Here is a 23,936-nt window from a genome sequence, read left to right as displayed (position 1 = left end):
TAGTAATTCGATGGTCAAATATAAGTTTCTATAAATAAGAAACCCAAATTTATTTTAAAATAAGTCTATTGATTAAGTAGAGTATAGGTGAGACCAATAAAAAAGCTGTTCAGATTTACCTGAACAGCTTTTTTATAACTTATTAAATAAAGTACTTATGCGTAAGTATTTAACATTACTGGCATTACCAACATTAGTACATCTTCGTTTTCTTCCTGGTTGGTAGGGAATAAGATACCTGCACGGTTAGGAGTCGACATTTCCAGAATCACTTCCGAGCAATCCAGGTTGTTCAACATTTCGATCAGGAAACGTGCATTAAAGCCAATTTCTAAATCTTCACCATTGTACTGACAAGTTAAACGCTCATAAGCTTCGTTCGAAAAATCTAAGTCTTCTGATGAAATATTCAACTCGCTTCCAGAGATTTTCAGACGAACCTGGTGAGTGGTTTTATTTGCATAAATAACCACACGCTTAAGTGAACTTAAAAACTGCGAACGATCAATGGTTAATTTGTTTGGGTTATTTTGAGGAATTACCGCTTCATAATCAGGGTAACGCTCATCAATTAAACGACAAATTAAGCTGATGCTGTTAAAGCGGAAAAATGCACTGCTGTTGTTATAGTCTATCTGAACAGCAACATCTTCGGTAGGTAATGAACTTTTTAATAGGTTCAATGCCTTTTTAGGTAAAATGAACGATGAAGCAGATTCAGCTTTGGTATCTGAACGACGGTAACGAACCAGTTTATGCGCATCAGTTGCTACAAACGTTATGTTTGAAGGTGATAATTGGCAATAAACACCAGTCATTGCCGGACGTAATTCGTCGTTAGAAACTGCAAATAAGGTTTTACTGATAGCTTCGGCCAAAACAGAGGCGGTAATAGAAATGCTATTTGCATTTTCAACCACCGGAATTTTAGGGAAATCATCTCCGTTTTCACCGGCCAACTTGTATTTACCATCACCAGCGTTTATCTCTACCGCAAATGAACTTTTGTCGATAGTAAAGGTTACCGGTTGTTCAGGTAAGGTTTTCAGAGTATCTAACAAAATACGAGAAGGAATGGCAATTTTGCCATTTTCTTTAGCTTCTACCATTAAGCTGGTAGTCATTGAAGTTTGTAGATCGGTAGCCGAAACAGTTAGTGTTCCTTCGTTAATCTCAAATAAAAAGTTCTCCAGAATAGGTAACACCGTATTGCTGCTCAGCGCACCACCAATGGCTTGTAGCTGCTTTAATAAGGTACTTGTGGAAACAATAAATTTCATGTGTGTATTGTTAGTTTTTTGAACCCAAGTGCAATTTTATGTATGTATTAAATAGCAATTGGTATGAGTTAAGCGTAAAATTTCGAAAGGCTAAAAATAGACCTTAGTTTTAAATTTAAAAAGATGAAAGTATCAACGTTTCGTTAATAAACCAAATAAAGCTAAAGAATAAAAGAGCTCTTTTTTTATTTCATTGTAAATCATTTATATAGGTAGTTTGTTAAGTTTGATTTACCCTAAAAGAACGAGTGAATATGAAAAATATCATTGGAGTACTGATTACTAGTTTAATCCTATTCAGCTCCTGTGGAAAAGGAAATGAAAGTGACGGATTCGAAAAAAGTGTTGCTGATGTGATTTGGTACGGTGATCCTGCGGCCGATGGTGCAGGATTATGGTTAAAAATTAAAGAAGCCAATTATAAGGTTACCAACGAAGATAATATTGCAGCAAAATATAAAGTCAATAAGACGAAAGTACTTGTTGAATTCATAAAAGTTGGAGAGGTTACTTACTATACGATGGCGGGACCTTTTAAAGCTGAGGGAGTTAAAGTTGTAAGATTTATTGAGTTTTAATTTAGGAGATCAGGGTAACAACAAATCCTTTGAATATATAGATCAGTGCCGACCAGAATGCTATGGCTGCCATAAAATGACCCAATATTCTATGTTTATTATGGTAATATCGTGTGGCCAAAAAACAGCCAAAGGGAATAGTGATCAGCACCGGAGATAATAAAGCGATACCCCACAATCCCCAACCTTTACGTAGTTTAATAATTAGTCGTTTGTGCTTTACACTGCGCTTTTGGGGTTCTTTGGCAGGGCCGTTTGCTTCCCTCTTGAGTTTTAGTTTGTGAAAGAACTTGTAAACAAGGTCTCCGAAAAAAATAAAGGTTGCCGAGCCAATAAATCCCGAGGTTAAACCAAAGGTCATGGCCTCGAAAAAATTGTAGTTTTCTTTAGTAATGAATATAGGGTAAAAGAAGAAAAACTTAACCGACGAAAGTAACAGAAAGCCAATGTATTCGAGCAAATGCATGATTTATGAGCGTAAAATTCGTTCATCAATTGGTATCAATTTACTGAAATATAAGTGAAGTTTGTCTGTTTACTAAAAAAGTTTAACCATTTACATTACCATCCAATGAGCATGGAAATGGAACATCATCCTTTAATCAATCAAAAAGCTAAAGTTATATACAGTGATGTTGAGGGAAAATATAATGTGATTCAGGTGTTGGATGGGGTGCTGTATAACTAAAACTCTTTCTAACTTATTTTAGTTCGAAATAAAAAAAGCTTCCTGTGATAGGAAGCTTTTTTACTAAACATGGGACTTGTGCAACTATTTTTCTTTTTTCTTACACTGCATACTTCCTTCGTCTATAATACGAATGCCCTATAGCAAACAGTAATACCAATCCTACCGGAACAATGGTGTTGATTAGCTGCCATTGTAAACGCTGAGCTCTAATCTTTTCTTTATCCAGCAAGCGGATCTTAATTTCTTTGGTCCGAAGCGTTAATAAGCCCGAATCATCACTTAAATAGTCGATGCTGTTTTCTACAAACACTTTGTTGGCAAAGGTTTGGTTGGTGTATTTATCGAACCCTAAAGGAAATATTTGCTTGTCTAAAGCCGAAACATCGTTTTTGATCACATCGCCATCGGCTACAAGAATGATCTTGCTTTCTTTATTTTCGGCTTTAAAAGGAGTGCTTAAATCAGCGCCTTCAATTGTTCGGTTGTTAAACACCGAATTGAATTTTCCTTCCATTAAAATAGCGGCAGCTTGTGGACCGCCGGTATAATCTTTCGGGTTGGGTTCTTCCTGTACACTAGCTAATGACAACATAGCCGGAACTTTAGCTTTACGGGTATATGGTGAAGTGGTCAATAAAACTGTTTTATGAATGTTTTTATTGCCAATAGTATCTATCGAATTAATAAACTGGCAACGTACAGCATCTAAGTTGCGAACTATTGGGTGATTTGAAGTGGAGATCAGCATTGGATAATACACCCAAGGCAAAAGCTCTTGCTGAGCCTGGTTGCCTTCGCCCAAAATAACCGGAATACGTGCACAGTAAACATCTTCTACCAAGTCATAATTTACCCGAGCACCATAACGGAATAACTGATCGTCGAGATTTAAGCTGATAGGAGTTGCAAGAGACATTCCGCGGGTTCTGATGCTGTCGGTTTCGGCATTTACCTGGTCTAGCAATAGAAATAAACGCCCCCCATTCACCAAAAACTGATCGAGTTTATATTTTTCAGGCTCGGTAAATGGTTGAGTTGGTTTTGCAATTACAAGGGTTTTAAATTTGAAAAGATCAGCCAGCTTAACCGCATTTAAATCAACGCGTCGTAGTTGGTATGATTCGGCCAAACTTCTGCCTATATCCGAAAGATGTTGGTCGTCTAACTCATTGTGGCCAATAGTAAACCCTATTAAGGCTTTATTCTTCTCTGATAGCTTCTTAATTGAAGATGCCAATGAGTATTCAATGTTTTCAATAGAAGCGTTAATAGCTTCTTCCTGGGTTCCTGCACCGGCTCTGCTGCTGTTTTGCAATAAATTAAGCGGCAGTTGTCGGCCTTCATAATAAACTAATGCACCCGGAATGATGATCTTTTGCGTATTCCCTTTATCGGTTTTCATCATCAGGTTGGTTGGCTGTAAACCTGATTTTGCCAATGAATCGATCATCGCATTTTGCTTTTCGACATTGGTGGATGCAAGGGGATCAATAAAGTTGAAGTAAAGTTTACCATTTGAATAAGCTTTAAATTCATCCAGCATTTCCTGCGTCGACTTTTTTAAGCGTTTAAAGTTTGCGGGAAGCTCTCCGTCAAGGTAAACGTTAACAACTACTTCGTTTTGTAAGTTCTGGAGTATTCCTTTTGTTGTTTCTGAAAGGGTGTAGCGTTTCTCTTTCGTGAAATCTATTCGGGTAAAATACGTGGAAGCTATAACGTTCAACGCTAAAATAGCAGCGATAAAACCGATAAGCTGAAGTATATTTTTTTGTTTGGTATTTTTCATTGAGTCAATTCCAAGTTTTTAAAAGCTTGTCATCCTGAGGTACGAAGGATCTGTTAATTAATATCATTTCTTGTGACAGATGCTTCCTGCGTCAGCATGACAGTTGATAATTTAGCTACCATTTTCGTGCGGATAAAACTGTTTTGGTAGCTGCTAGAAAAACAGCTGCAAAGCTTAGAAAATAGATCAGATCACGAGTATCCAACACTCCACGGCTGACTGACTGATAATGCGCATTAATACCCAGGTTGATCAAAGCAGTTGAAAAGGCTCCTAAAGAAGCGATTGAGCTGATCGATTCAAATCCGTTAAAGGCTGCAAAACATAGAAAGACAGCAATGATAAAAGCTACGATCTGATTATTGGTGATTGACGAGCTGAAAATGCCAATAGCTGTAAATGCAGCTCCGAGTAATAATAAGCCAATGTACGAACCCACAACCGCTCCCGAATCGAGGTTACCAGGTGTTGCTCCTAATTCATAAACCGAATAGTAGTAAACAATAGTCGGAACAAGGGCGAAAACAACCAGTAAAAGACCTGCACCAAATTTTCCTAAAATGATCTGCCAGTCAGTTACCGGACTTGTAGAAAGTAATTCAAAGGTTCCTTCTTTCTTTTCTTCGGCAAAAGAACGCATCGTAATAGCCGGAATAAGGAACATGAATACATAAGGGGCGATGTAAAACAGGCTATCGAGGCCAGCATATCCGTAATCTAAAATGCTTGAATCTGGGAATACCCATAAAAACAAGCCGGTAATAACCAGGAAAAAGATAATGGTTACATAAGCAACCATTGAGCTTAAAAATCCTGAAATTTCTTTTTTAAGTATCGTTAGCATTAGTTATTAGTTATTGTGCTAATAGTTATTGGTTCGTAATTGTTAGTGATTTAGATTGATTTGGTTTTTTCCTTTGCATTTTTCAGGTAGGCTATATAACCATTTAGCACCTTTAAGCAAACAGTTGATTTTTCAAGTAGCAAATCCAGCTGTTCTTTTGAGATATATTTTTCATCAAAAGCAATGTATAAGTGATCATTAGTTTCAGTTAAAGAGCCTCTTGCTTGCCTGCAAAATTGAATATTTTCCTGAAAATGAAACCTTCCGAAGCCTTCTGCAATATTATTTGAAATTGATCTTGATGAACGTAAGATTTGGTCAGTAAGTCGATATTTCTCTTCTGATGGGAAAAGTTTAGTTAATTCTGAAATTTCTTTGCGGAATTCTCTTGCGAATTTCCATGCCTCAAGGTCTTCAAAACTTGTCATGATTTTAATTATAGATTCATCTAATAACTATTTCACAATTAACTCAATAACTATTTAGTTAAATTTCTAAAAATATCTTCCAATGAATTTTCTTCCTGCTTAGAGCTCAACAGGGCAAGGTCATTCGCTTTGGCGAAATCAAAAACCTGTTTCCTGATGTCAGCGGTGCTGCTTAGTTTCCATTCATGATCCTTTAATTGTTGAACAGCGTTAACGCTTTCAATAGTCATTAACTGTTCTTCAGATACAGCCTTGTCAAACTCAACATAAAAAGTAAAGCCTCCAGAAAGCAGGTTCTTTAAATTAGAGGTGTTGTCATTGGCAACAATAAGCCCTTTATTGATGATCACCACCTGGTCGCAAATGGCTTCAACTTCCTGCATAATGTGAGTAGAAAAGATAACTGTTTTCTCTTTTCCGATGGTTTTTATCAATCCTCTGATTTCGGTTAACTGATTCGGATCGAGACCTGTGGTCGGTTCATCTAAAATTAAAACCTTAGGGTCATGAATGATAGCTTGTGCCAATCCAACACGTTGGCGATATCCTTTTGATAGTTGACCGATCTTTTTATGCTGCTCCACGTCCAAACCCACCATTTCAATTACCTCTGCAATGCGTTTGGTTGGGTTTTTTAATTTATGCATAGCTGCAGTAAAAGCCAATGATTCTTTTACATACATCTCTAAGTACAAAGGGTTGTGCTCTGGAAGATATCCAATATGCTTGCGAACTTCTAATGATTGCACAACAATATCGAAACCGCAAACGCTCGCTTTTCCAGATGAAGGTGGAATATAGCCTGTAAGCATTTTCATCGTGGTGGACTTTCCGGCGCCATTGGGCCCCAAAAAACCCATAATCCGGCCGGGATGAGCTTCAAATGAAATGCTGTTTACGGCCGTTTGGTGTTGGTATTGTTTGGTTAATTGTTCTACTATTACCGACATGCTTTCTTGTAATGACTGAATGATTGAGTGATTGAAAGATAGAATAAGCTTCTATAAATCAATTATCAAAAATCAGTTGCGAAAGTAATAAACAGCCTAAGAGTTAGCAATCTATTTTGAAATGATTATTCCCAAATAGTTTTTGTATGGATAGATGTAATGATTTTGGGATCATTGGTGATAATAGGGATTTGCATTTTGTGAGCGGTTCCAGCAATTAAGCGATCATGTAATTCTGGAATATCGTCAATCAAAAATGCTGCTGAGATATCACCTTCGCTTAACTCAACTATTTGAAAAGATGAATAAATAGAGAAAAAGTGAGTGGCTGATGCCAAATTAGTGTCAATTCGTTTCTTTTCACTTAGGTAAGCAATTTCAGCCAAAGAAATTGCAGAAATTAAAATTTCAATTTCTCCTTTTTCTGCTTTCAAGAATAATGCTTTGACTTTGACAGGGAGTTTTCTTTTTTCGAGAAAAAGGACAATCGCCATGGTATCGGCTAAATATTTATTCTTCAAGCGGGAATAATTTTTTATAGTCAGCAAACTCTTCTTCCAAATGATTTACCTCTGAAGATTGCATTAATTGTAAATCATAAAAAATGGTTGATTTTGGTGTAGATCCTGCACTTTTTTGCTTAAGAAATAAAACAAAATCAAGGATCTCCTTTAGTGTTGCCTCTGAAAGTCCTTTCGTTTCCTGAAATATTAAGTTTTCTATTTTCGATTCTAATTTCATGAATTAAAAATAAGGATTAAAGACAATTAATAAAAGTAAGTGGCTTATTGACAAATCAAAAATCACCTGCGAAAGTAATAAAAGGCGCCATTAAGTATAAATATTTTACGCGCTTAAATGTTGAAATGAATTTTCCAGAATATTTTAAGTTTGCGGCCACAAACTAGCTATTTTAATGAAGCCTAAAATCTTAACCATCTTTTTTCTGATATTATTAAACTCAACCTTAATTTCTGTATTTGGACAAACAGCAAAAAGGGATGCTTTTTTTGTTTATGAAATTAATACCAGTTCTAAAAAACCGCTAAGGGTAAATTGCTACTATCATAATGATTCGGTCAGAACGATAGTGATTGATTATAATACCGAGAAAGTTTATGATACTTTTTATGATATAAATAAAAATGAAATTCAGTACTTATTTCATAACAGTAAACACAAATTAGTATTAAGGAATGTGCCAAGAGATACCACTAATTGGAAAACAACTATTAGTGACAGTTTAACTGAAATAGATAGTTTATGGTATCACAATGTGTCTGCCAACAAATTAAATTTTTCTTTGGATTTCTGTTCTATAATTGAGGTTCCGGATTATACCCAAATGGCTTTTCATCAATTCGGTATTAAAGCGATGCATGATTTAGTATACACCGCAAAAAGCTATTTAGGTATTGTAAAGAAAATGGAAATAAAAAACGGGGTACCCCAAAATAACACTCAACTAAAGCTTTTACATTTCAATTGGGGTATTCCAGATTCTTCATTGATGTTGTCAACGTTTAACTATGAAACTGACACACTAAATTATTCAGCTTCAGTAGATTTTCATAAAAACCTTAATCCTCAACAGAAACAATTGTTTAAGACGGCTGTTAAATTGAAATTTCAACCGGGAATAAATATTGCTCCTCTAAGTATTGAAGAAATACAAGAGCGAGAAAGAGAAGAACAATTTAAGTTTGAAAAAGAAATTCGTGATATCCGAATAGCACAACTTAAAGCTAAGGCGGAGATATCTTCCCGAAACGCGAATTCAGATCTTTCGTCAATGGCACAAAATGCCGTAAATCAATTTGAATATATCTCAGCGTCAGGAGTTGCTTTGGATGAAACAGTAAATGCTATAAACAGAAGAAAACTAGAAAAGTTAGAGAAAGAAGTTAAATCAGCCAATCAAAAAGAGTTAATATTAATTGATTTGACGTTTCTAGATTTCTTGTCATTTTATATTGAAAGATATCTTTAAGAGGTACTGTATTTGGCGAATGATACTCTTCGGGCGGTTAGGCTACTTGATTGTTCGAGCCACAAGCTTATGTGCACGTTTGAGTAAAGAACCAACATCTGCTTAAAGCCGTTAGTTTCAAATTAATGCCGTACAAACCGTGTTTTTTTGGCTGATAAAAAATATATTTGCGCCACTATGAGTAAAAACAACGACGAACTATTTAAAAATGTTACCTCACACTCAAAAGAGTACGGTTTTGTTTTCCCTTCGAGCGAAATTTATGACGGTTTAAGCGCTGTTTACGACTACGGACAGTTAGGTGCTGAACTTAAAAATAATATTAAAACCTATTGGTGGAAAGCCATGGTTCAAATGCATGAGAATATTGTCGGGATTGATTCGGCAATTTTTATGCATCCGAAAATTTGGAAAGCTTCAGGTCACGTTGATGGCTTCAGCGATCCGATGATCGATAATAAAGACTCTAAAAAACGTTATCGTGCCGATAACTTGTTAGAAGATAAAATTGCCAAGTACGAGAAAGACGGTAAAACCCAAAAGGCTGAAGAGCTTCAGGCTAAAATGGATGAATACCTGAAAGCCGAAGACCTGGCTGGTTTAAAAGAATTGATCATTGAGCATGAAATTGCTTGCCCTGTTTCAGGCACCCGTAATTGGACCGATGTTCGTCAGTTTAACCTGATGTTCAATACCCAGTTCGGAGCAATGGCTGACGAGGCAGATGTAGTTTATTTACGTCCTGAAACAGCTCAAGGTATTTTCGTAAACTTCTTGAATGTTCAAAAAACAGGAAGAATGAAGATTCCTTTTGGTATTGCGCAAATTGGTAAAGCGTTCCGTAACGAGGTAATTGCCCGTCAATTTATTATGCGTATGCGTGAGTTTGAGCAAATGGAAATGCAATTCTTTGTTCGTCCGGGTACCGAAATGGAATGGTATGCTTACTGGAAAGAAGCTCGCTTAAAATGGCACAAGGCTTTAGGTACAGATCCTGCGAAATACCGTTACCACGATCATACTAAACTAGCGCATTATGCAAATGCGGCTGTAGATATTGAGTTTGAATTTCCATTCGGATTTAAAGAAGTAGAAGGTATTCACTCACGTACCGATTTTGATTTAAGCCAGCACCAGGAATATTCAAGAAAGAAAATGCAATATTTCGATCCTGAGCTAAATGCAGAAGGCAAACCTTACGGAAACTATGTGCCTTATGTAATTGAAACTTCCATCGGTTTAGATCGTATGTTCTTGTTAACCATGTGTAATGCATACGTAGAGCAGGATTTGAGCGAAGGCGATAAACAAGATTCTCGCGTGGTATTGAAATTCCACCCGGCATTGGCTCCTGTTAAAGCTGCGGTACTTCCGTTAACCAAAAAGGACGGATTACCTGAAAAGGCGCGTGAGATCATGGATAAGATGAAGCTAGATTTCAATATGCAATATGATGAGAAAGACGCAATTGGAAAACGTTACCGTCGTCAGGATGCTATTGGAACACCTTTCTGCATTACCGTTGATTATCAATCGTTAGAAGATAACACCGTAACTATCCGTCACCGTGATTCAATGGAGCAAGAGCGTGTAGCAATTGACCAATTGGATAAAATTATTGCTGAGAAAGTGAGCTGGAAGAATTTGTTAGGATAGTTGATCACAACTTTATAGTAAAAAAGACCTTCTTTAAGAAGGTCTTTTTTTGTTAATATTGCCTTTTAGTTACGAATCGTTCTCGTTGTTAATAAAAATATTATTAGGCTCAATTTATTAAATCATCATGCTGCGTTTTTTTCAAAAGTCAATCTTAGAGAAGATTAGTGTACTTTGCTTATTCTTTTTAATTTTCAACTCCATTTCATCAATAGCTCAAACCATTGATACTTCAGTTTACCGAAACAAAATTGAGGAACAGTGTTTTGATTCCTTTGGCAAAACAAAAAAAGTTAATCACTTATTGCTCTTGATGAACACATCTTCCAAGGAAATAAATGAGCAGCTTTATAAAACAGCAGAAGAAAAGATAGATAAGTTTTTAAGTAACTATAATACTTCTGACCCAAAATTGAAGTCAGTAAATTCCTTGAAGAGTATTTATAAAAATATTCATGCTCAGTTTTTAATTAAGTATAACATTAGCGTTGATTTTAAAGATATTTTTACTTCGGGACAATATAACTGTGTAACTGCTTCTGCATTGTTTGCATTAATTTTAGATCGCCTAGGGATTGGATATTCAATAAAAGAAGCAACTGATCATGTTTATTTAGTGGTCGGCGAAACTGGGAATAATATGGTTTTTGAGACAACCACTCCAGGAGCGACTGTACTTACCTTCGATCAAAAAGCCAAAGAACGCTTTGTTGAATATCTGGAAAAGAATAAATTGATAAAAGAAAACGAGGTGGAGGCTTTGGGTGTTGATAGTTTATTCAATAAGTTTTTCTTTTCTGAAATACCTATCAATTTAACCCATCTAATCGGACTTCAATATTATAATCAAGGTTTAGATTATCTGAATAAATCTGATTTTGTAAATGCATATAAAGAGTTTTCAAAATCCAGTATGCTTTATTCAAATGAAGAGCGCTTAAAATACCTTAAGTCGGCTTGTTTGGTGAGTCTACTGACTTATGTGAAAAGTGGGAGAGAAGAAGAGTCTGCTTACTACTTAGCCAAATACGCTAATATCAGATACAGTGATTTTAATCAATTACTGTTAAAGGATATTTATTCAAACATTAGCGATAAATTGTTGATTAAGAACCAAGAAGAAGAACGATATACTAAAATATTTAATCAGACTTTTGCCCTTGTAATTGATTCATTAGCCCAGGTAGATATAAAGCGAATCACCTATTACCATTTTTCTAAATACTACTACCTTAAAAATCAATTTAAAGAATCTTTAAAATATTTGGACAAGCTCTATTTTATGAATAATAATGATTTAGAGATTCAGGGATATATCACCTACATAGTGACGAATAATTTAAGCAACAGTCAGCTCAATGCGAAAATTATTGGAGAAGTAGATAGCGCCATTGCAAAATACCCTTTTCTGGCTAGTAATGAACGTATTTATCAATTGCAATTGGCTAACCTAGCCTATCAGGTATCAAAAAAATACGAATTTGGAGAAATTGCCAAAGGAGAAGAATATTTAAATAGATTGAAATCAACCTTAAAGAAGTCTACATTAAGTTATGGTTCTTCAGGTGAGTTGTTGGCAGAAGCTTTTGGTTCAGCAGCAGGTTATTATGTACGTAAGAAACAATATAAAACAGCTCAAGCTTTGCTTAATAATGCTTTAAATTATTTGCCCGATAGTGAGAGGCTCAGAGAACGGATTAAAAATATCAAAGACTTTATGGGTAAATAAAAAATGCCTGCCGGTTAAATCTGGCAGGCATTTTTGCTTATATGATTTTTATGAAAGAGAATTATTTCGAAATGCTGAACGTATAATCATCGCCCTTGGCGCCCGATGATTTCCGTACCAGTTTATCATATTTCTCAAACAACTCTGCCGACTGTTTTTTACCATTTACAATAAGCTCCTTATTTCTTCCTGAGATAATGAAACTATAGCTTTCATCTTTCTTAATTAATCCATCAGCTAACAGTGCTTGTTCCAATGAAGAAGAGAAGTTATTATTCATGTCAAAATTGAAACTATGAGCAGGAAAGTTCATGTTTACCTCTGGATTAATGTTCGCCATATTAGCGGCCATTGCTTCTAATTGAGGAGCCGCTTGTTTTGACCATTCATCCATGCTCATTTCCCAGTTTTTTAACTGAGGAGCCCATTCTTTCTCCATTTTTGCTTCCCAGTCTTTTCCAAAGTTCTTCTCGTATTCTTTACCCCAGGCCTCCATATCTTTTTCAAATTTCTTCATTTTCTTTTCAAAGGCTTTGCGTTCAGCAGGAGTCATATTCTCTTTAGCATCACTAAAGTCCATATCGAATTTAAAACCAGGGAAATTAAAATTCATTGGAGGCAAGGCAGGTACCGGAGGAATAGGAGGCAATGCGCTAGAACCTGGAAATGGTGGAGTAGGTGGGACAGGTGGAACGGCTCCTATAGGAGAAACGGCGCCAACCGGTGGAACAGGAGGAGGTGCAATAGGAGCTACCGGGGCACCCATTCGCTGGCTAATTGCCATTTGTAGCTCTTTTTGATTCCAGTTTTCTTTAGGAATCGATTTGCCATTCACTTTAATTTCTTTTACCTCGCCTTTATCGTTTTTAATAATTACCACGGCATCTTTATCATCAATACTTACATTATTATTGATTTTGATACTATCTAAATTCACAAATTTCCCTGAAGAAATATTGGTTAACGAGACATTTTGAACAGGGATTTTTTCAGTATTAAGTGCTGTTTCAATCGGCTTTTTATCTTTTTTATCTGATGAAAACACATTGGTGCTATTCATTGTAAAGGTGATAATTGCAGCAATAAGAATAATCGCTGTTCCGGAGAAACTGTTAAGAGTTGTTGTGCTTTGTTCTTGGTGACCTATTAATCGCTTGATCCGATTCAATAGCGATCCTTTTCCATTAATTGCCATAGCTAATGTTGTTTTTGGTTGAGTGGTGAAAAATTCTTCAATATTGGATAATGCGCGTGCAAGTGAGAGGGCATCGCATCCTGACGATACGGCTAAATCATCACAACATAATTCGCGTTCTTTTCTAATGGTATTGCTCATCCACCAAATTCCGGGGTGGAAGAAATAAATGATCTCAACAATAGTTTGTAGAATGTTGATCAGGTAATCATTGCGTTTAATGTGCGCTAACTCATGAGCCAATATGGCTTCAATCTGATTAGCCGGTAAAGCTGCAAAAGTGCCTAGGGGAACTAAAATGTAAGGTTTCAGATATCCAACAACGGTTGGGATTTGCACCAGCGCCGACTCAAGCAAGGCTACCTTGCGTTTTATTTCAAAGCGGTCTTCAAGTTTTTTAAGCTTGTTTTGCCACTGTTCAGTAACGGGTTTTAAATGCCGATTTCTTAAACGGAATATATAAGACACTCCACCGATCAGTCGAACAGAAAGGATTGCTACACCAATTGCCCAGGCAATTAAGATCAGGTTTAAGTTTTGTTGAATAAATGAACCTAATAAATTCCACCAAGTTGCAAGTAAGTTGTTTTGGGTGTTAGTCTCAAAAAACAACTGACTGTAGCTAAGTTGGTTGAAACTGATACTTTGTGAAGTTGCAGGTGTGCTGCTCCATACACTCATAAAAGTAACTAAGGAAATTGCCAAAATGGCTCCAAGAGAACCGATAGCTACATTATACCGTAGTCGGGCGCTTTTATCTCTTAAAACAACCATCAGCCCAGCAAGTATTAAGCTTACAATAGCAATTTGCCAGATGGAATGGATAAGGGTCCAGCCTAAGGCCTGTGAAAAGTTTCCGTTTAAGATAGAATCAAAGGAATTCATATTATTTACCTCCTTCTAATTGGTCTAAAAGTTGACGAATTTGATCGAGCTCTTCTTTGGATGTTTGAGAATTTCCCAGTGCGTGCATCACAAGTTTCGACGCCGAGCCTCTGAAAGTAGCATCCAAAAACTTATCAAGTAATTCTTTTTGAATATCTTCTTCTTTAACTGCTGCATCAAAAATGTGTGTACGGTTACTGTCATCTCGAGATAACATTTCTTTGCCATGCATAATTTGCATGAGCTTTAGGGTAGTGGTGTAACCTGTTTCTTTTTTTTCATTCAGATGTTCGTTTACAAAACGGACAGTGTTGGCGCCATATTCCCACAATACTTGCAGTATCTCTAATTCGGCATCGGTAGGTTTCGGAATTTTCATACGTTCTAAACGCTAATGTTTATCTACGAATTGTTTCGTATATCAAATATATACGAAGAGTTTCGTATTTAAAATAGTTTCTACGAAATGTTTCGTAACAAAAGTGTTGTATAATTGATTTACAGTAAGATAGAGTTGTTTGGAGCACTTTGAAAGCAACAGATTTATAATTACATTGATTATAGCGATACACTACTATGCCTGATAAAAAGATTGGATTTTTACATGCTACCGCACTTGTTTCAGGAAACATGATTGGTACAGGAATTCTGTTCTTACCTGCCTCATTGGCTGTATTTGGTTATTTCAGTTTGTGGGGCTGGCTCATCTCAACCGTTGGAGCTGTTACGCTTGCCATTGTTTTCGCCCGTTTAAGTAAACTGCTACCATTTACCGGTGGCCTTTATATTTATGTTGATAAGGCTTTTGGTCCGCTGATGGGTTTTATAATAGGCTGGGGATATTGGATAGCCGTTTGGACAGGTAACGCGGCTATAGTTATCACACTGGTCGCTACTTTATCCTCATTTTTTCCATTTCTCAATCAATCTCCATTGGCAGCCTTGAGCATTGGAATTGCTGTGGTATGGATAATAACATTTATCAATCTGAAAGGAATAAAAGAAGCGGCCCAGTTTCAGATGGTTACCACTATTCTTAAAATAATTCCATTGGTGATTATCGGAACAGTTGGCTTCTTCTATTTTAAATCGACCAGCTTTTGGGTTCGTCCGCAGCATATTAGTTACCCAGCGATTTTTTTGCAAACAGCAGCTTTAACTCTATGGTCCTTTCTAGGCTTGGAATCAGCTACCGTTCCTGCCGAGCATATTCGTAATCCGGAGAAAAACATAGCGAAGGCAACAATTATAGGAACTGTCTTGGCCGCGGTGATCTATATCTTTTCCAGTACAGCAGTAATGGGTATTTTAACTAACGCTAATTTGGCCAAATCAACAGCTCCTTTTGCTGATGCGGCAGAGGTAATAGGAGGAAATATTTTCTATACCATTATTGCTGTTTCTGCTGTGATTGCATGCTTAGGTACTTTAAATGGTTGGATACTTATGCAAGGCCAGGTCGCTTACGCAGTTGCCACTAACGGAGCATTCCCTTCATTTTTTAAGAAAAAGAATAGGAATAATGTGCCTACAAACGCGTTGATCATTTCGAGCGCCCTTACCTGCGTTGTTATTGGCTTAAACTATTCAAAATCGCTGCAGGAGCAATTTCAGAACCTAATTCTTCTATCTACTTTGTCCACCTTAATTCCATATGTCTTTTGTTCAGTAGCCGAGTTGATGATAAAACGAAAAATGGAAGCCGACTTTAGCTGGAGAAAGAATATTAAGCTTGTTGTTATTACCATTATCGCCTTTCTGTTCTCTATAGGTGCTATTATAGGAACCGGTCCGAAAAGTATTCTTTACGGTGTCATCTTATTAAATGCAGGCGTTCCTATTTATTACCTGTTTCAGAAAATGGCCAAAAAAAATTTAGGAGATGATCTAGCTGTTGATAAAACGGCTTAAAAGTGAGTGGAAATGGTGAACGCCCTGTTCTCGGGTCGGAGAGAAGCGGCCATTTTTATAAAACCGTGAGTTAATACCACGTTGAACATTCTCCACCACAAATTCATCTTCTCGTTCTACTTTATCTAAAAGCGCTCCTGCTCCTTTATCATATTTCGATTCATCATACATATAGGTCAAGAACTTAACCTTGCATTGTTTAATGGAGATAGGTTTTACAATATTGAGGCTTAATCCCCATGGATAAAAGTTGAGCATCATGTTTGGAAACAGCCAATAGTAATAAGCAGCTATCTTTTGTCCATGATCAACATGGTTCTTCGGCAGGTCAAAACATTCATCGGCATGGTCCCCAATGCCTATTTGCAGGTTACAATAATCATAGATCAGGGTTTTGTATTGTTGGTAGTCTAAAACCTTATTTAAATCCGGGTGGACAAATGGAACATGAAAACCTTCCAGGTAATTATCGCAATACAGTGCCCAATGAGCGTTTACCAGGTATTCTCTTGATAGTTCGGGGCGAAACTGAAACTGTGAAACCGGCATAAAGCCAACACGCTCATTTAAAATGGCAGCTAAAATATCGAAATCAAAGCCTGGGTTTAATGAAACAAATGGAAATCCGCTCCATTCTTTTACATCAATCTGATGAAGATCGTCACATGCTCTTGGAAAATCTTTGGCCTCCTTAAATTCAGGCATCGATTCAAATTGGCCATCGATATTAAACTTTCGGCCATGATAATTGCAGATGAACTTTTTGTATTTACCGGGGTGATGAACCAAAATGTTTCCTCGGTGGGTGCAAACATTGCTAAAGCAGTTTAATTCATGGTTCTGATTTCTGACTAAAACCAAAGGCTCGTTTAAAAAACCTTGTAACAATGAAAATGGAAAAGCCTCATCTGCCTGTTTTGCATATTCCTCTGATTCTATTAACTGCCAGCTTTTAGCGAAGATCTTTTCTTTGGATTCCTCAAAAAGGTCTATGCTTTTATAGAATGACGTTGGTAAAGTTTCAGCTTTGGTAATATCAGGGTGGATGTTCAGCTTTTCCATGTTCAGTGGTTTATTGAAAATCGAGTTTGCTTCAAATTGGATTTCAATATAACCTAATTGTTTATGGAGTGCTAATATTATTATCTTTTGAATGAAGCCTGACTCGAATAAGATTAATAATTAGTATGCTGATATTTATGGATAAAATAACCCAAAATCCCCAAACTACGGTATCTCCCCAATACAGAAATAAGCCTAAAAGAATAGTTGTTAAAATGGAGAGTTTAAATAGCGTTTTTGGATTTCTATTTTTTAACACTAAGGTGAACGAAATAATGCTAAGGATAAAATAAATAGCTATACTGGATTTATTGAAATAACGATAGACGTAACCGATTAATGAATCGTTTTTACCGTCAGGCATTAAAACCAGATCTAAATAATCCTTCTTAGTTTTAGTTGAATCAGACTGGATTTCTGTTGAGCTGTGCGGTTTAGTTGCAGCAGAATCAATGCTTGCAAGGCCTGTTGTATCAACAGCAGCTTTAGTTGTATCAACAGAAATACTATCCTGACCACCTTCTGTTTTTCTTCCCTCCATTCCAGTACATGATTTGATTGCAGGTAAAAAAAATGAAAGCATCAAAAGACCGTATAAGATTTTCGAAATGTTTTTTAATACTATTTTCATGTTCAAATAGCTTTAAGTGATGTAGAAAAGAGAGCGTTTAATAGCTTGTTACACTTCCTTTCTCAATTTATAGCCATACCTTTTGTAAAGAATAAAAGCAATAACCGCCAAAAGGATCAGCGCCCAAAGTCTGATGATAAATACAATCAGGTCAGAAAGTATTTCAAAACCGGTGATGAATGATTCTTTGGCTTTACTGAAAAATCCCGGCTCATACTGTCTGATGTTTTCCTGGTTGGCAATCAACTCTTGTTTTACCAACTGGCGCTGATAAATAGAAAGCTGAACAGTACTGAAATTGATCTGATCTTCCAGGTTAAGGTTCGAGATTTTGGCGTTATCAGCCTCTTCTTGTTTGTTCAATAAGGTTTCTTCAGCGTTGGAAGTTTCATTTAGTTTCTTTCCACGATTATCGATGGCATTAGTTAGTCGGCGCTCGTTTCGTGTTATGCGTTGCTGAGTTAAATTATTGGAAAGCAATTGTAAGCTTACGTCATCTGCTTTAATGATCCGGTAATCTAAAAAGTCAACCAGCTTTGCGATGTCTTTTAAGGTAGTATCGAGTTTGGTGTTAGGAACCCTGATGGTCATTTCATTTGTAACGGTTACATATTTTGACTCAACCGATGAATCAGCGCTCACCTTTGTTGTATTTGTATAATCCACATTGCTATTTAAATTGGTGAGGGTAACAAAGCCACCGTTTCTGTTGGTAATGTCTTCAATTTTATAAGTAGCCTCCGTTACGTTTTTTACTTTAAACTTTAATTCTGACGAGCGAACGAATCTTCTTCCTGAAGTATTGGCGGTTTCAGTTGCAGCTGATGAGGATACAGCAGATGCACTATCAGCGGAGCCTTCATAATTTTCTGGGTGTTTTCCTTCGCCACAACTCATAGCGCTAGCTGAAAGAACTACAATTAGTAGTTTTTGTACGTTTTTCATTTTAATAAGGTTTTAAATGGATGAATTTAACCTTAGGTATGTTATGTCTGTTTGTCTAGAATTGGCAGCTATAAGTTACGTTCGGTTCGTATAAATTAGTTTCCATTAATTCCAAATTAGGTGAGAATGTAACCCTTGTTATTCTAAATTTTTTTAAGGAAATTTTATAAGCGGTTATTAAACAGGATAGACTTTAAACTAACTTGCAAAAAGTTATTGATAAACAATGTCGATTGCTAAATTTACGGCACCAATCAATCTAGTATTTTAATGAATACCTTCAACAATAAACAGGTGGCAGCCTTGCCTAATCATTTACGACAGTACATAGTTGAGCAGCATTATGAACATTATACAACCGTTGATCATGCTATTTGGCGTTATGTAATGCGTCAGAATTACAGCTATTTAAAGGATGTTGCCTTTTATCCATACATTCCCGGTCTGAAAAAGGCAGGGTTAACCATTGAAAAGATCCCTAGTTTGCAGGAAATGAACGACGCTCTTGGCCAAATTGGCTGGGGAGCTGTTACTGTTGATGGTTTTATTCCTCCGGCGGCTTTCATGGAGTTTCAGGCTTACAAGGTTTTGGTAATTGCTGCAGATATTCGTCAGATTGATCATATTGAATATACCCCGGCTCCTGATATTATCCATGAGTCGGCAGGACATGCGCCTATTATTGGGGAACCTCGTTACGCAGATTATTTAAGCTATTTTGGTTATATCGGTTCAAAGGCGATGTATTCGTCAAAAGACTTTGAATTGTATGAAGCAATACGTCAGTTATCGATTTTAAAAGAGATGCCTGATGCCGATCCTGCAGATATTGCTCAAGCAGAAAAAGACCTGGAGTTCAAGCAGCAAAATTTGGGTGAGCCTTCGGAAATGGCTCTGTTGAGTCGTTTGCATTGGTGGACTGTTGAATATGGTTTGATCGGAACCCTTGAAGATCCTAAAATTTATGGAGCCGGCTTACTTTCGTCAATTGGAGAAAGCGCAACATGTATGCGTCCGGATGTAACGAAACTTCCTTATTCGATAGATACGCTGAATTATTCGTACGATATTACCAAGCCTCAGCCCCAGTTATTTGTAACTCCCGACTTCGAAACCCTGATAAACGTGCTGGAAGAATTTGCTTCCACCATGTCCTTCAGAAAAGGAGGAACTCATGGTTTAATGAAAGCTATTGAGTGTAAAAATACTTGTACCGCTGTGTTCAGTTCAGGCTTGCAGGTTACCGGTACTTTTACTGATATAGTTCTGAATGAAAATGATGTACCTGTTTATATTAAAACTACAGGTCCATCGGCTTTAAGTTATAACGATAACCAATTAGATGGACATGGTAAAGCTTATCATGCTGATGGTTTTAGCTCTCCGGTAGGTAAGTTGAAAGATTTTGAAATGCCTTTGGAAGATTTTCATATTAATGACTTTAAGAATATGGGAATTGAGCTGGGTGAACCTACCGTGTTTGAGTTTGAAAGCGGGATTGTTGTAGAGGGTACATTAAAATCTGTGATTCAGGAAGAAGAGAAACTGGTTCTTTTAAGTTTTATTGATTGTAAGGTGCATGACAAAAACTCAGGTAAGGTTTATTTCGAGCCTTTCTGGGGAGTTTACGATATGGCTGTAGGCCACAAAATTGATTCAGTATTTTGTGGTGCTGCCGATAAAGATGCTTTTGAACCCATAGCATTGGTTTCTGAAACTAAAACACATCAGATGCAGTTCGATAATAAAACGGTACGCTTGCATGAGTTGTATCGTATAGTTAGAAATGTACGTGAGCATAAGGCCGATGTTGCACTTTTACCTTCAGTTTGGGACTCACTGAAAACCGAACACAACAATGATTGGTTATGTGCCCTGGAAATTTTAGAGATTTTTGAACATACCGGTTTGCATCCAGAGTTAGCCGATGATATTAAGCATGTGCTAAAAAATAAAGCGGCAAGTAACCCGGCAATCACCAAGTTGATTAATGATGGCTTTTCATTGATTGCCAATCCGGTAATTGACCTTGTGCATTAAATTAAGTTCATAGACCATGGTCGATAGTCCATTGGTCTTGTTCTGTTATCTTTGCAAAGAAAATTATGGTCCATGGTCTATCAACTATGGACCTTTTACTAACTAAAACATGAACATTATCATAACCGGAGCCAGTAGTGGAGTAGGCTTTGAAGCCGCTCTTGAACTGGCAGCACATTCAAATGTGAACATAATTGCATTGGCCCGCACTGAAGAGCGACTGGCTAAGTTGGCCGGAATAAATGAACAGCTTAACCCTGGTTCTAAACTATATGCCATTGCATTCGATATTTTTTCAGGTGACTATGAAGGAGGCTTGTTGCCATTTGTTAAGCAGATTTTTGGTAAAGTTGATATCCTAATAAACAATGCTGGAGAACTGATCAATAAACCGTTTGCTGAATTAAACATCACCGATTTCGACCACATGATGCACAGTAATTTGTATGGGCACATCCGGATGATTCAACAGTTACTGCCTTATTTTTCAGAGAATGCCCATGTTTTAAATATTGGCAGCATGGGAGGTTTTCAGGGAAGTGTTAAGTTTCCAGGTCTGGTGTCGTATTCAGCTAGTAAAGCGGCCCTGCATAATCTCACCGAATGCCTCGCTGAGGAACTGAAAGAGCAAAAGATCAAGGTGAACTGCCTGGCCTTAGGCTCAGCACAAACCGAAATGCTGGAAAAAGCATTCCCTGGTTATCAAGCCCCGGTTTTAGCCTTTGAAATGGGTAAGTACATTGCCGATTTTGCTATAACAGGTCATAAGTTTTTTAACGGGAAGATTATTCCGGTAGCTACTACCACTCCATAAGTTAGCTGATTCAATCCGAAAAAAAATAATGTGATGAGCGCCTCTTTAAAGGCGTTTTTTTATTTGGTAAACTTTTTGTCTTTCAATTTTTGAAAATGTTTGCTAATTTTTAACTCTCTAATTCTTAATACTCTCTATATGCCTCAACCCAAAAATGACTTTGCTTTTTTGCGCAAATGGGAAAAAGAAAGGAAAGAAAATAAATGGCGATTTGCCATTAGAATTGGGCTTTTTCAGTATGTGATTCCCATCATTCTTATTGTTATCGGGTACGATCTTATTAAAGGAATTGATGACATGGATGAGTACCTTATGATTAGGGTTTATGTAGGAGTGCCGGTATATGTTTTCTGTGGATTGTTTGCTGGATGGTGGATGTATAGAAATAACGAAAAAAGATATAAATCGCTGAAGGGGTTAGACGGGAAAGGAAGACATTAGTTAGATAATTATTGAGTTTAGTTAAGGCAGAGCTTTTGAGTTCTGCTTTTTCTTTTTTTTGCCATCTTAATGAACAATATACATCTATGGAAAACCTTTATAACAAAAAAATGCCCATTACAGCATGGGCCGAAGACGATCGTCCGCGTGAGAAAATGATGCTTAAGGGCCGACAGAGCCTGAGCGATGCTGAATTGATAGCCATTTTAATAGGTTCAGGTACACCAAAATTAAGCGCCGTTGATTTAAGCAAGCATATATTAAATGCACTGAATAATGATTTAAATGCCTTGGCAAAACTGAATATTAAAGAACTTACCCGTTTTAACGGTATTGGCGAAGCGAAAGCGATATCCATTTTGGCGGCTTTAGAGTTAGGCCGGAGAAGAAAAGAAGAGGACGCAAGTAAAATTCAACGAATTGTATGCAGTAAAGATACTTATCAACTTATGCGACCTTATCTCGTTGATTTAAATCATGAAGAGTTCTGGGTTGTTTTTTTAGGCCGATCTAATCGCTTACTTTCTGTTCAAAATATCAGTAAGGGAGGCGTTACTGGCACTATCGCCGATCCAAAGATTATTTTTAAACTGGCTCTTGAGCATACTGCATCAAATGTAGTGCTTGTCCATAACCATCCTTCAGGTAACCTTAAACCAAGCCAGCAAGATTTGGTCTTAACCGCTAAACTCAAAAGCGCAGGTGCTGTATTGGATATATCAGTTATGGATCATTTGATTATTACCAATGGCGGGTATTTTAGTTTTGCTGATGAAGGCAAACTGTGATTATAAAGAGAACGGAGCCTGTAATTAGGCTCCGTTCTATTATGCTGTTTCTACTATCGACGATTTCGAACTTTTCTTTTTATCAATCTTTAATCGGTTTAACCACATTATAACCCCGGTTACCGGGAATGATAATGTCAACAAGCATATTAAAAAGCTGATGATCTTTGTCGGTAAACCATAAAGAGCACCTGTATGCAAAGGTTTCACGATTGCCCTGATTTTTTGTCCTTGATTTTTATCTGAGAATTTTTGTACTCCTACAATTGCTGCATTGTAAGGATTAACAAAATAATTATCTCCGGCGGTTTCAATAGTGTTTTCAGGTAAAACGTTTACGCTAAAAGTGCTAACAGAATCTTTTGGAATACGAATGTTAAATGATTCAGCTGATTTAACTTCTTTGAGCACGGTACTGTATACCTCATCAATAGAAAGGTGCTTCGCATCTTTTTGATAAACCACAGTTGGAGGTTCCGGGTTTTCCATCTTGCTGCCCGTAAGGGTGAAAATACCTTTGTTTACCCAGTTAAAAGCCATTACAAGACCTGTTAACGAAATAATGATCAGAAAGAGGGAAAGGTAAAATCCGGTTACAATATGTAAGTCGTGAACTAAACGTTTCCAGTTACCATCAAACTTAATTTTTAGGCGTTGGTAAAAAATCTTTTTCGTTTTAGGCCACCATAAAATGATACCTGTTATTAAAATGAAGAAGAAAATGAAGGTAGAAATGCCTGTTAAAAGGTTTCCAATGCTGTCTTTACCTCCCAATAACCAACGGTGAATAGATTCAACAGTAAAGAAAAATGAATCACGACGGTTTACAACTTCAATTATGTTGCCTGTATATGGATTCACATAAGCAGTTAAAGTAGGTTTACGCTTTTCAGGTTTTTTCTCTTTTGATTTAGTGCCTTTTTCTGCTTTTGGCTCTTCTTTCTTAGGTTGAGATTTACCTGCTTCCTCTTTTTTATTCTTTTCGGGTACCGATATACTTACCTCAATGGTTCTAGCTTCCTCTTCATACACTTTAACCGATGCTAGTTTTGATTTTGGAGTACTTTGAACAGCATTTTTTACTAGCAGGTCTAATGGTAAACGAGAACCACTTTCTGTTACAAAATAGCGGTTATGATGTAACGAATGCTCCAGTTCTTCTTCAAAAACAAGAATGGTTCCTGTTAAACAAGAAATAAAGATGATGAGTCCGGCACTGAGACTTAAATAGAGGTGGATATTTCGAAAAAATACTTTCATGTTATTTATAAGCAAACCGGGTCACTGGAAAA

The 23,936-nt window shown here is 36.8% G+C and carries 23 protein-coding genes; 9 read left to right on the top strand and 14 right to left on the bottom strand.

The window, feature by feature from the left end:
- Nucleotides 1-155: 155 nt before the first annotated feature.
- Nucleotides 156-1,280: a DNA polymerase III subunit beta gene (gene dnaN, locus NF867_RS02605; protein WP_252585988.1), complete on the bottom strand. Its 1,125-nt coding sequence runs from the start codon at nt 1,278-1,280 to the stop codon at nt 156-158.
- A gap of 254 nt (nt 1,281-1,534) precedes the next feature.
- Here dnaN and NF867_RS02600 point away from each other — a divergent pair, with 254 nt between their 5' ends.
- On the top strand, nt 1,535-1,858 hold the full coding sequence (locus NF867_RS02600) for a hypothetical protein (protein ID WP_252585987.1): 324 nt from the start codon (nt 1,535-1,537) through the stop codon (nt 1,856-1,858).
- A 1-nt stretch (nt 1,859) separates the two neighbouring features.
- On the opposite strand, the gene NF867_RS02595 is transcribed toward NF867_RS02600, so the two are convergent.
- From NF867_RS02595 to NF867_RS02565, 7 genes are all read right to left on the bottom strand, one after another.
- Nucleotides 1,860-2,324, bottom strand: coding sequence for a hypothetical protein (locus NF867_RS02595; protein ID WP_252585986.1), 465 nt, complete (start codon nt 2,322-2,324; stop codon nt 1,860-1,862).
- Nucleotides 2,325-2,646: 322 nt separating this feature from the next.
- Entirely contained in the window at nt 2,647-4,335 is a 1,689-nt protein-coding gene (gldG, locus tag NF867_RS02590) for a gliding motility-associated ABC transporter substrate-binding protein GldG (protein WP_252585985.1), read from the bottom strand.
- 115 nt (nt 4,336-4,450) lie between these two features.
- Nucleotides 4,451-5,179, bottom strand: coding sequence for a gliding motility-associated ABC transporter permease subunit GldF (gene gldF, locus NF867_RS02585; protein WP_252585984.1), 729 nt, complete (start codon nt 5,177-5,179; stop codon nt 4,451-4,453).
- A 50-nt stretch (nt 5,180-5,229) separates the two neighbouring features.
- Nucleotides 5,230-5,607, bottom strand: coding sequence for a four helix bundle protein (locus tag NF867_RS02580; RefSeq protein WP_252585983.1), 378 nt, complete (start codon nt 5,605-5,607; stop codon nt 5,230-5,232).
- Between the two features lie 50 nt (nt 5,608-5,657).
- Nucleotides 5,658-6,557 (bottom strand): gliding motility-associated ABC transporter ATP-binding subunit GldA, encoded by a 900-nt coding sequence (gldA, locus tag NF867_RS02575; RefSeq protein WP_252585982.1) that lies wholly within the window; start codon nt 6,555-6,557, stop codon nt 5,658-5,660.
- A 125-nt stretch (nt 6,558-6,682) separates the two neighbouring features.
- A complete protein-coding gene (locus NF867_RS02570; protein WP_252585981.1) occupies nt 6,683-7,078 on the bottom strand; it encodes a type II toxin-antitoxin system VapC family toxin in 396 nt (131 codons plus the stop codon).
- A complete protein-coding gene (locus NF867_RS02565; RefSeq protein WP_252585980.1) occupies nt 7,068-7,298 on the bottom strand; it encodes a hypothetical protein in 231 nt (76 codons plus the stop codon). The genes NF867_RS02570 and NF867_RS02565 overlap by 11 nt, the downstream gene beginning before the upstream one ends.
- A 175-nt stretch (nt 7,299-7,473) precedes the next feature.
- Between NF867_RS02565 and NF867_RS02560 the strand changes: the two genes are divergently transcribed.
- The 3 genes from NF867_RS02560 to NF867_RS02550 all read left to right on the top strand — a co-directional run bounded on the left by NF867_RS02560 (nt 7,474) and on the right by NF867_RS02550 (nt 11,932).
- Complete coding sequence (locus NF867_RS02560) at nt 7,474-8,547, top strand: hypothetical protein (protein ID WP_252585979.1); 1,074 nt, start codon at nt 7,474-7,476, stop codon at nt 8,545-8,547.
- A 177-nt stretch (nt 8,548-8,724) separates the two neighbouring features.
- Entirely contained in the window at nt 8,725-10,203 is a 1,479-nt protein-coding gene (locus NF867_RS02555) for a glycine--tRNA ligase (RefSeq protein WP_252585978.1), read from the top strand.
- 127 nt (nt 10,204-10,330) lie between these two features.
- Nucleotides 10,331-11,932 (top strand): hypothetical protein, encoded by a 1,602-nt coding sequence (locus NF867_RS02550; RefSeq protein ID WP_252585977.1) that lies wholly within the window; start codon nt 10,331-10,333, stop codon nt 11,930-11,932.
- Nucleotides 11,933-11,993: 61 nt separating this feature from the next.
- Here the strand turns inward: NF867_RS02550 and NF867_RS18365 are convergent, their stop codons facing one another.
- Nucleotides 11,994-14,012, bottom strand: coding sequence for a M56 family metallopeptidase (locus tag NF867_RS18365; RefSeq protein ID WP_279639322.1), 2,019 nt, complete (start codon nt 14,010-14,012; stop codon nt 11,994-11,996).
- A gap of 1 nt (nt 14,013) precedes the next feature.
- On the bottom strand, nt 14,014-14,391 hold the full coding sequence (locus tag NF867_RS02540) for a BlaI/MecI/CopY family transcriptional regulator (protein ID WP_252585976.1): 378 nt from the start codon (nt 14,389-14,391) through the stop codon (nt 14,014-14,016).
- Nucleotides 14,392-14,588: 197 nt separating this feature from the next.
- Between NF867_RS02540 and NF867_RS02535 the strand changes: the two genes are divergently transcribed.
- Entirely contained in the window at nt 14,589-15,923 is a 1,335-nt protein-coding gene (locus tag NF867_RS02535; protein ID WP_252585975.1) for an amino acid permease, read from the top strand.
- On the opposite strand, the gene NF867_RS02530 is transcribed toward NF867_RS02535, so the two are convergent.
- From NF867_RS02530 to NF867_RS02520, 3 genes are all read right to left on the bottom strand, one after another.
- On the bottom strand, nt 15,900-16,985 hold the full coding sequence (locus tag NF867_RS02530) for an aromatic ring-hydroxylating oxygenase subunit alpha (protein WP_252585974.1): 1,086 nt from the start codon (nt 16,983-16,985) through the stop codon (nt 15,900-15,902). The two genes, NF867_RS02535 and NF867_RS02530, sit on opposite strands and share 24 nt — an antisense overlap.
- A 61-nt stretch (nt 16,986-17,046) precedes the next feature.
- A complete protein-coding gene (locus NF867_RS02525) occupies nt 17,047-17,616 on the bottom strand; it encodes a hypothetical protein (protein WP_252585973.1) in 570 nt (189 codons plus the stop codon).
- Nucleotides 17,617-17,664: 48 nt separating this feature from the next.
- On the bottom strand, nt 17,665-18,561 hold the full coding sequence (locus NF867_RS02520) for a DUF4349 domain-containing protein (protein WP_252585972.1): 897 nt from the start codon (nt 18,559-18,561) through the stop codon (nt 17,665-17,667).
- 270 nt (nt 18,562-18,831) lie between these two features.
- Between NF867_RS02520 and NF867_RS02515 the strand changes: the two genes are divergently transcribed.
- The 4 genes from NF867_RS02515 to radC all read left to right on the top strand — a co-directional run bounded on the left by NF867_RS02515 (nt 18,832) and on the right by radC (nt 22,644).
- Nucleotides 18,832-20,601, top strand: a complete 1,770-nt coding sequence (locus NF867_RS02515; protein WP_252585971.1) for an aromatic amino acid hydroxylase — start codon at nt 18,832-18,834, stop codon at nt 20,599-20,601.
- Nucleotides 20,602-20,710: 109 nt separating this feature from the next.
- Nucleotides 20,711-21,415 carry an SDR family NAD(P)-dependent oxidoreductase gene (locus NF867_RS02510; protein WP_252585970.1) on the top strand — a complete coding sequence of 235 codons (705 nt, stop codon included), beginning with the start codon at nt 20,711-20,713 and terminating at the stop codon, nt 21,413-21,415.
- Nucleotides 21,416-21,553: 138 nt separating this feature from the next.
- The gene (locus tag NF867_RS02505) at nt 21,554-21,856 is read left to right on the top strand and encodes a hypothetical protein (RefSeq protein WP_252585969.1); all 303 of its coding nucleotides are present in this window, start codon (nt 21,554-21,556) and stop codon (nt 21,854-21,856) included.
- Nucleotides 21,857-21,942: 86 nt separating this feature from the next.
- Nucleotides 21,943-22,644, top strand: coding sequence for a RadC family protein (gene radC, locus NF867_RS02500; protein ID WP_252585968.1), 702 nt, complete (start codon nt 21,943-21,945; stop codon nt 22,642-22,644).
- A 39-nt stretch (nt 22,645-22,683) separates the two neighbouring features.
- On the opposite strand, the gene NF867_RS02495 is transcribed toward radC, so the two are convergent.
- Complete coding sequence (locus NF867_RS02495) at nt 22,684-23,904, bottom strand: PepSY-associated TM helix domain-containing protein (RefSeq protein WP_252585967.1); 1,221 nt, start codon at nt 23,902-23,904, stop codon at nt 22,684-22,686.
- Nucleotides 23,905-23,936 lie beyond the last annotated feature (32 nt).

This window comes from Solitalea agri, assembly GCF_023914155.1.
GTDB lineage: Bacteria > Bacteroidota > Bacteroidia > Sphingobacteriales > Sphingobacteriaceae > Solitalea > Solitalea agri.
Note: the sequence above shows the minus strand (reverse complement) of the source record. Positions and strands in the feature narration are given on the sequence as shown.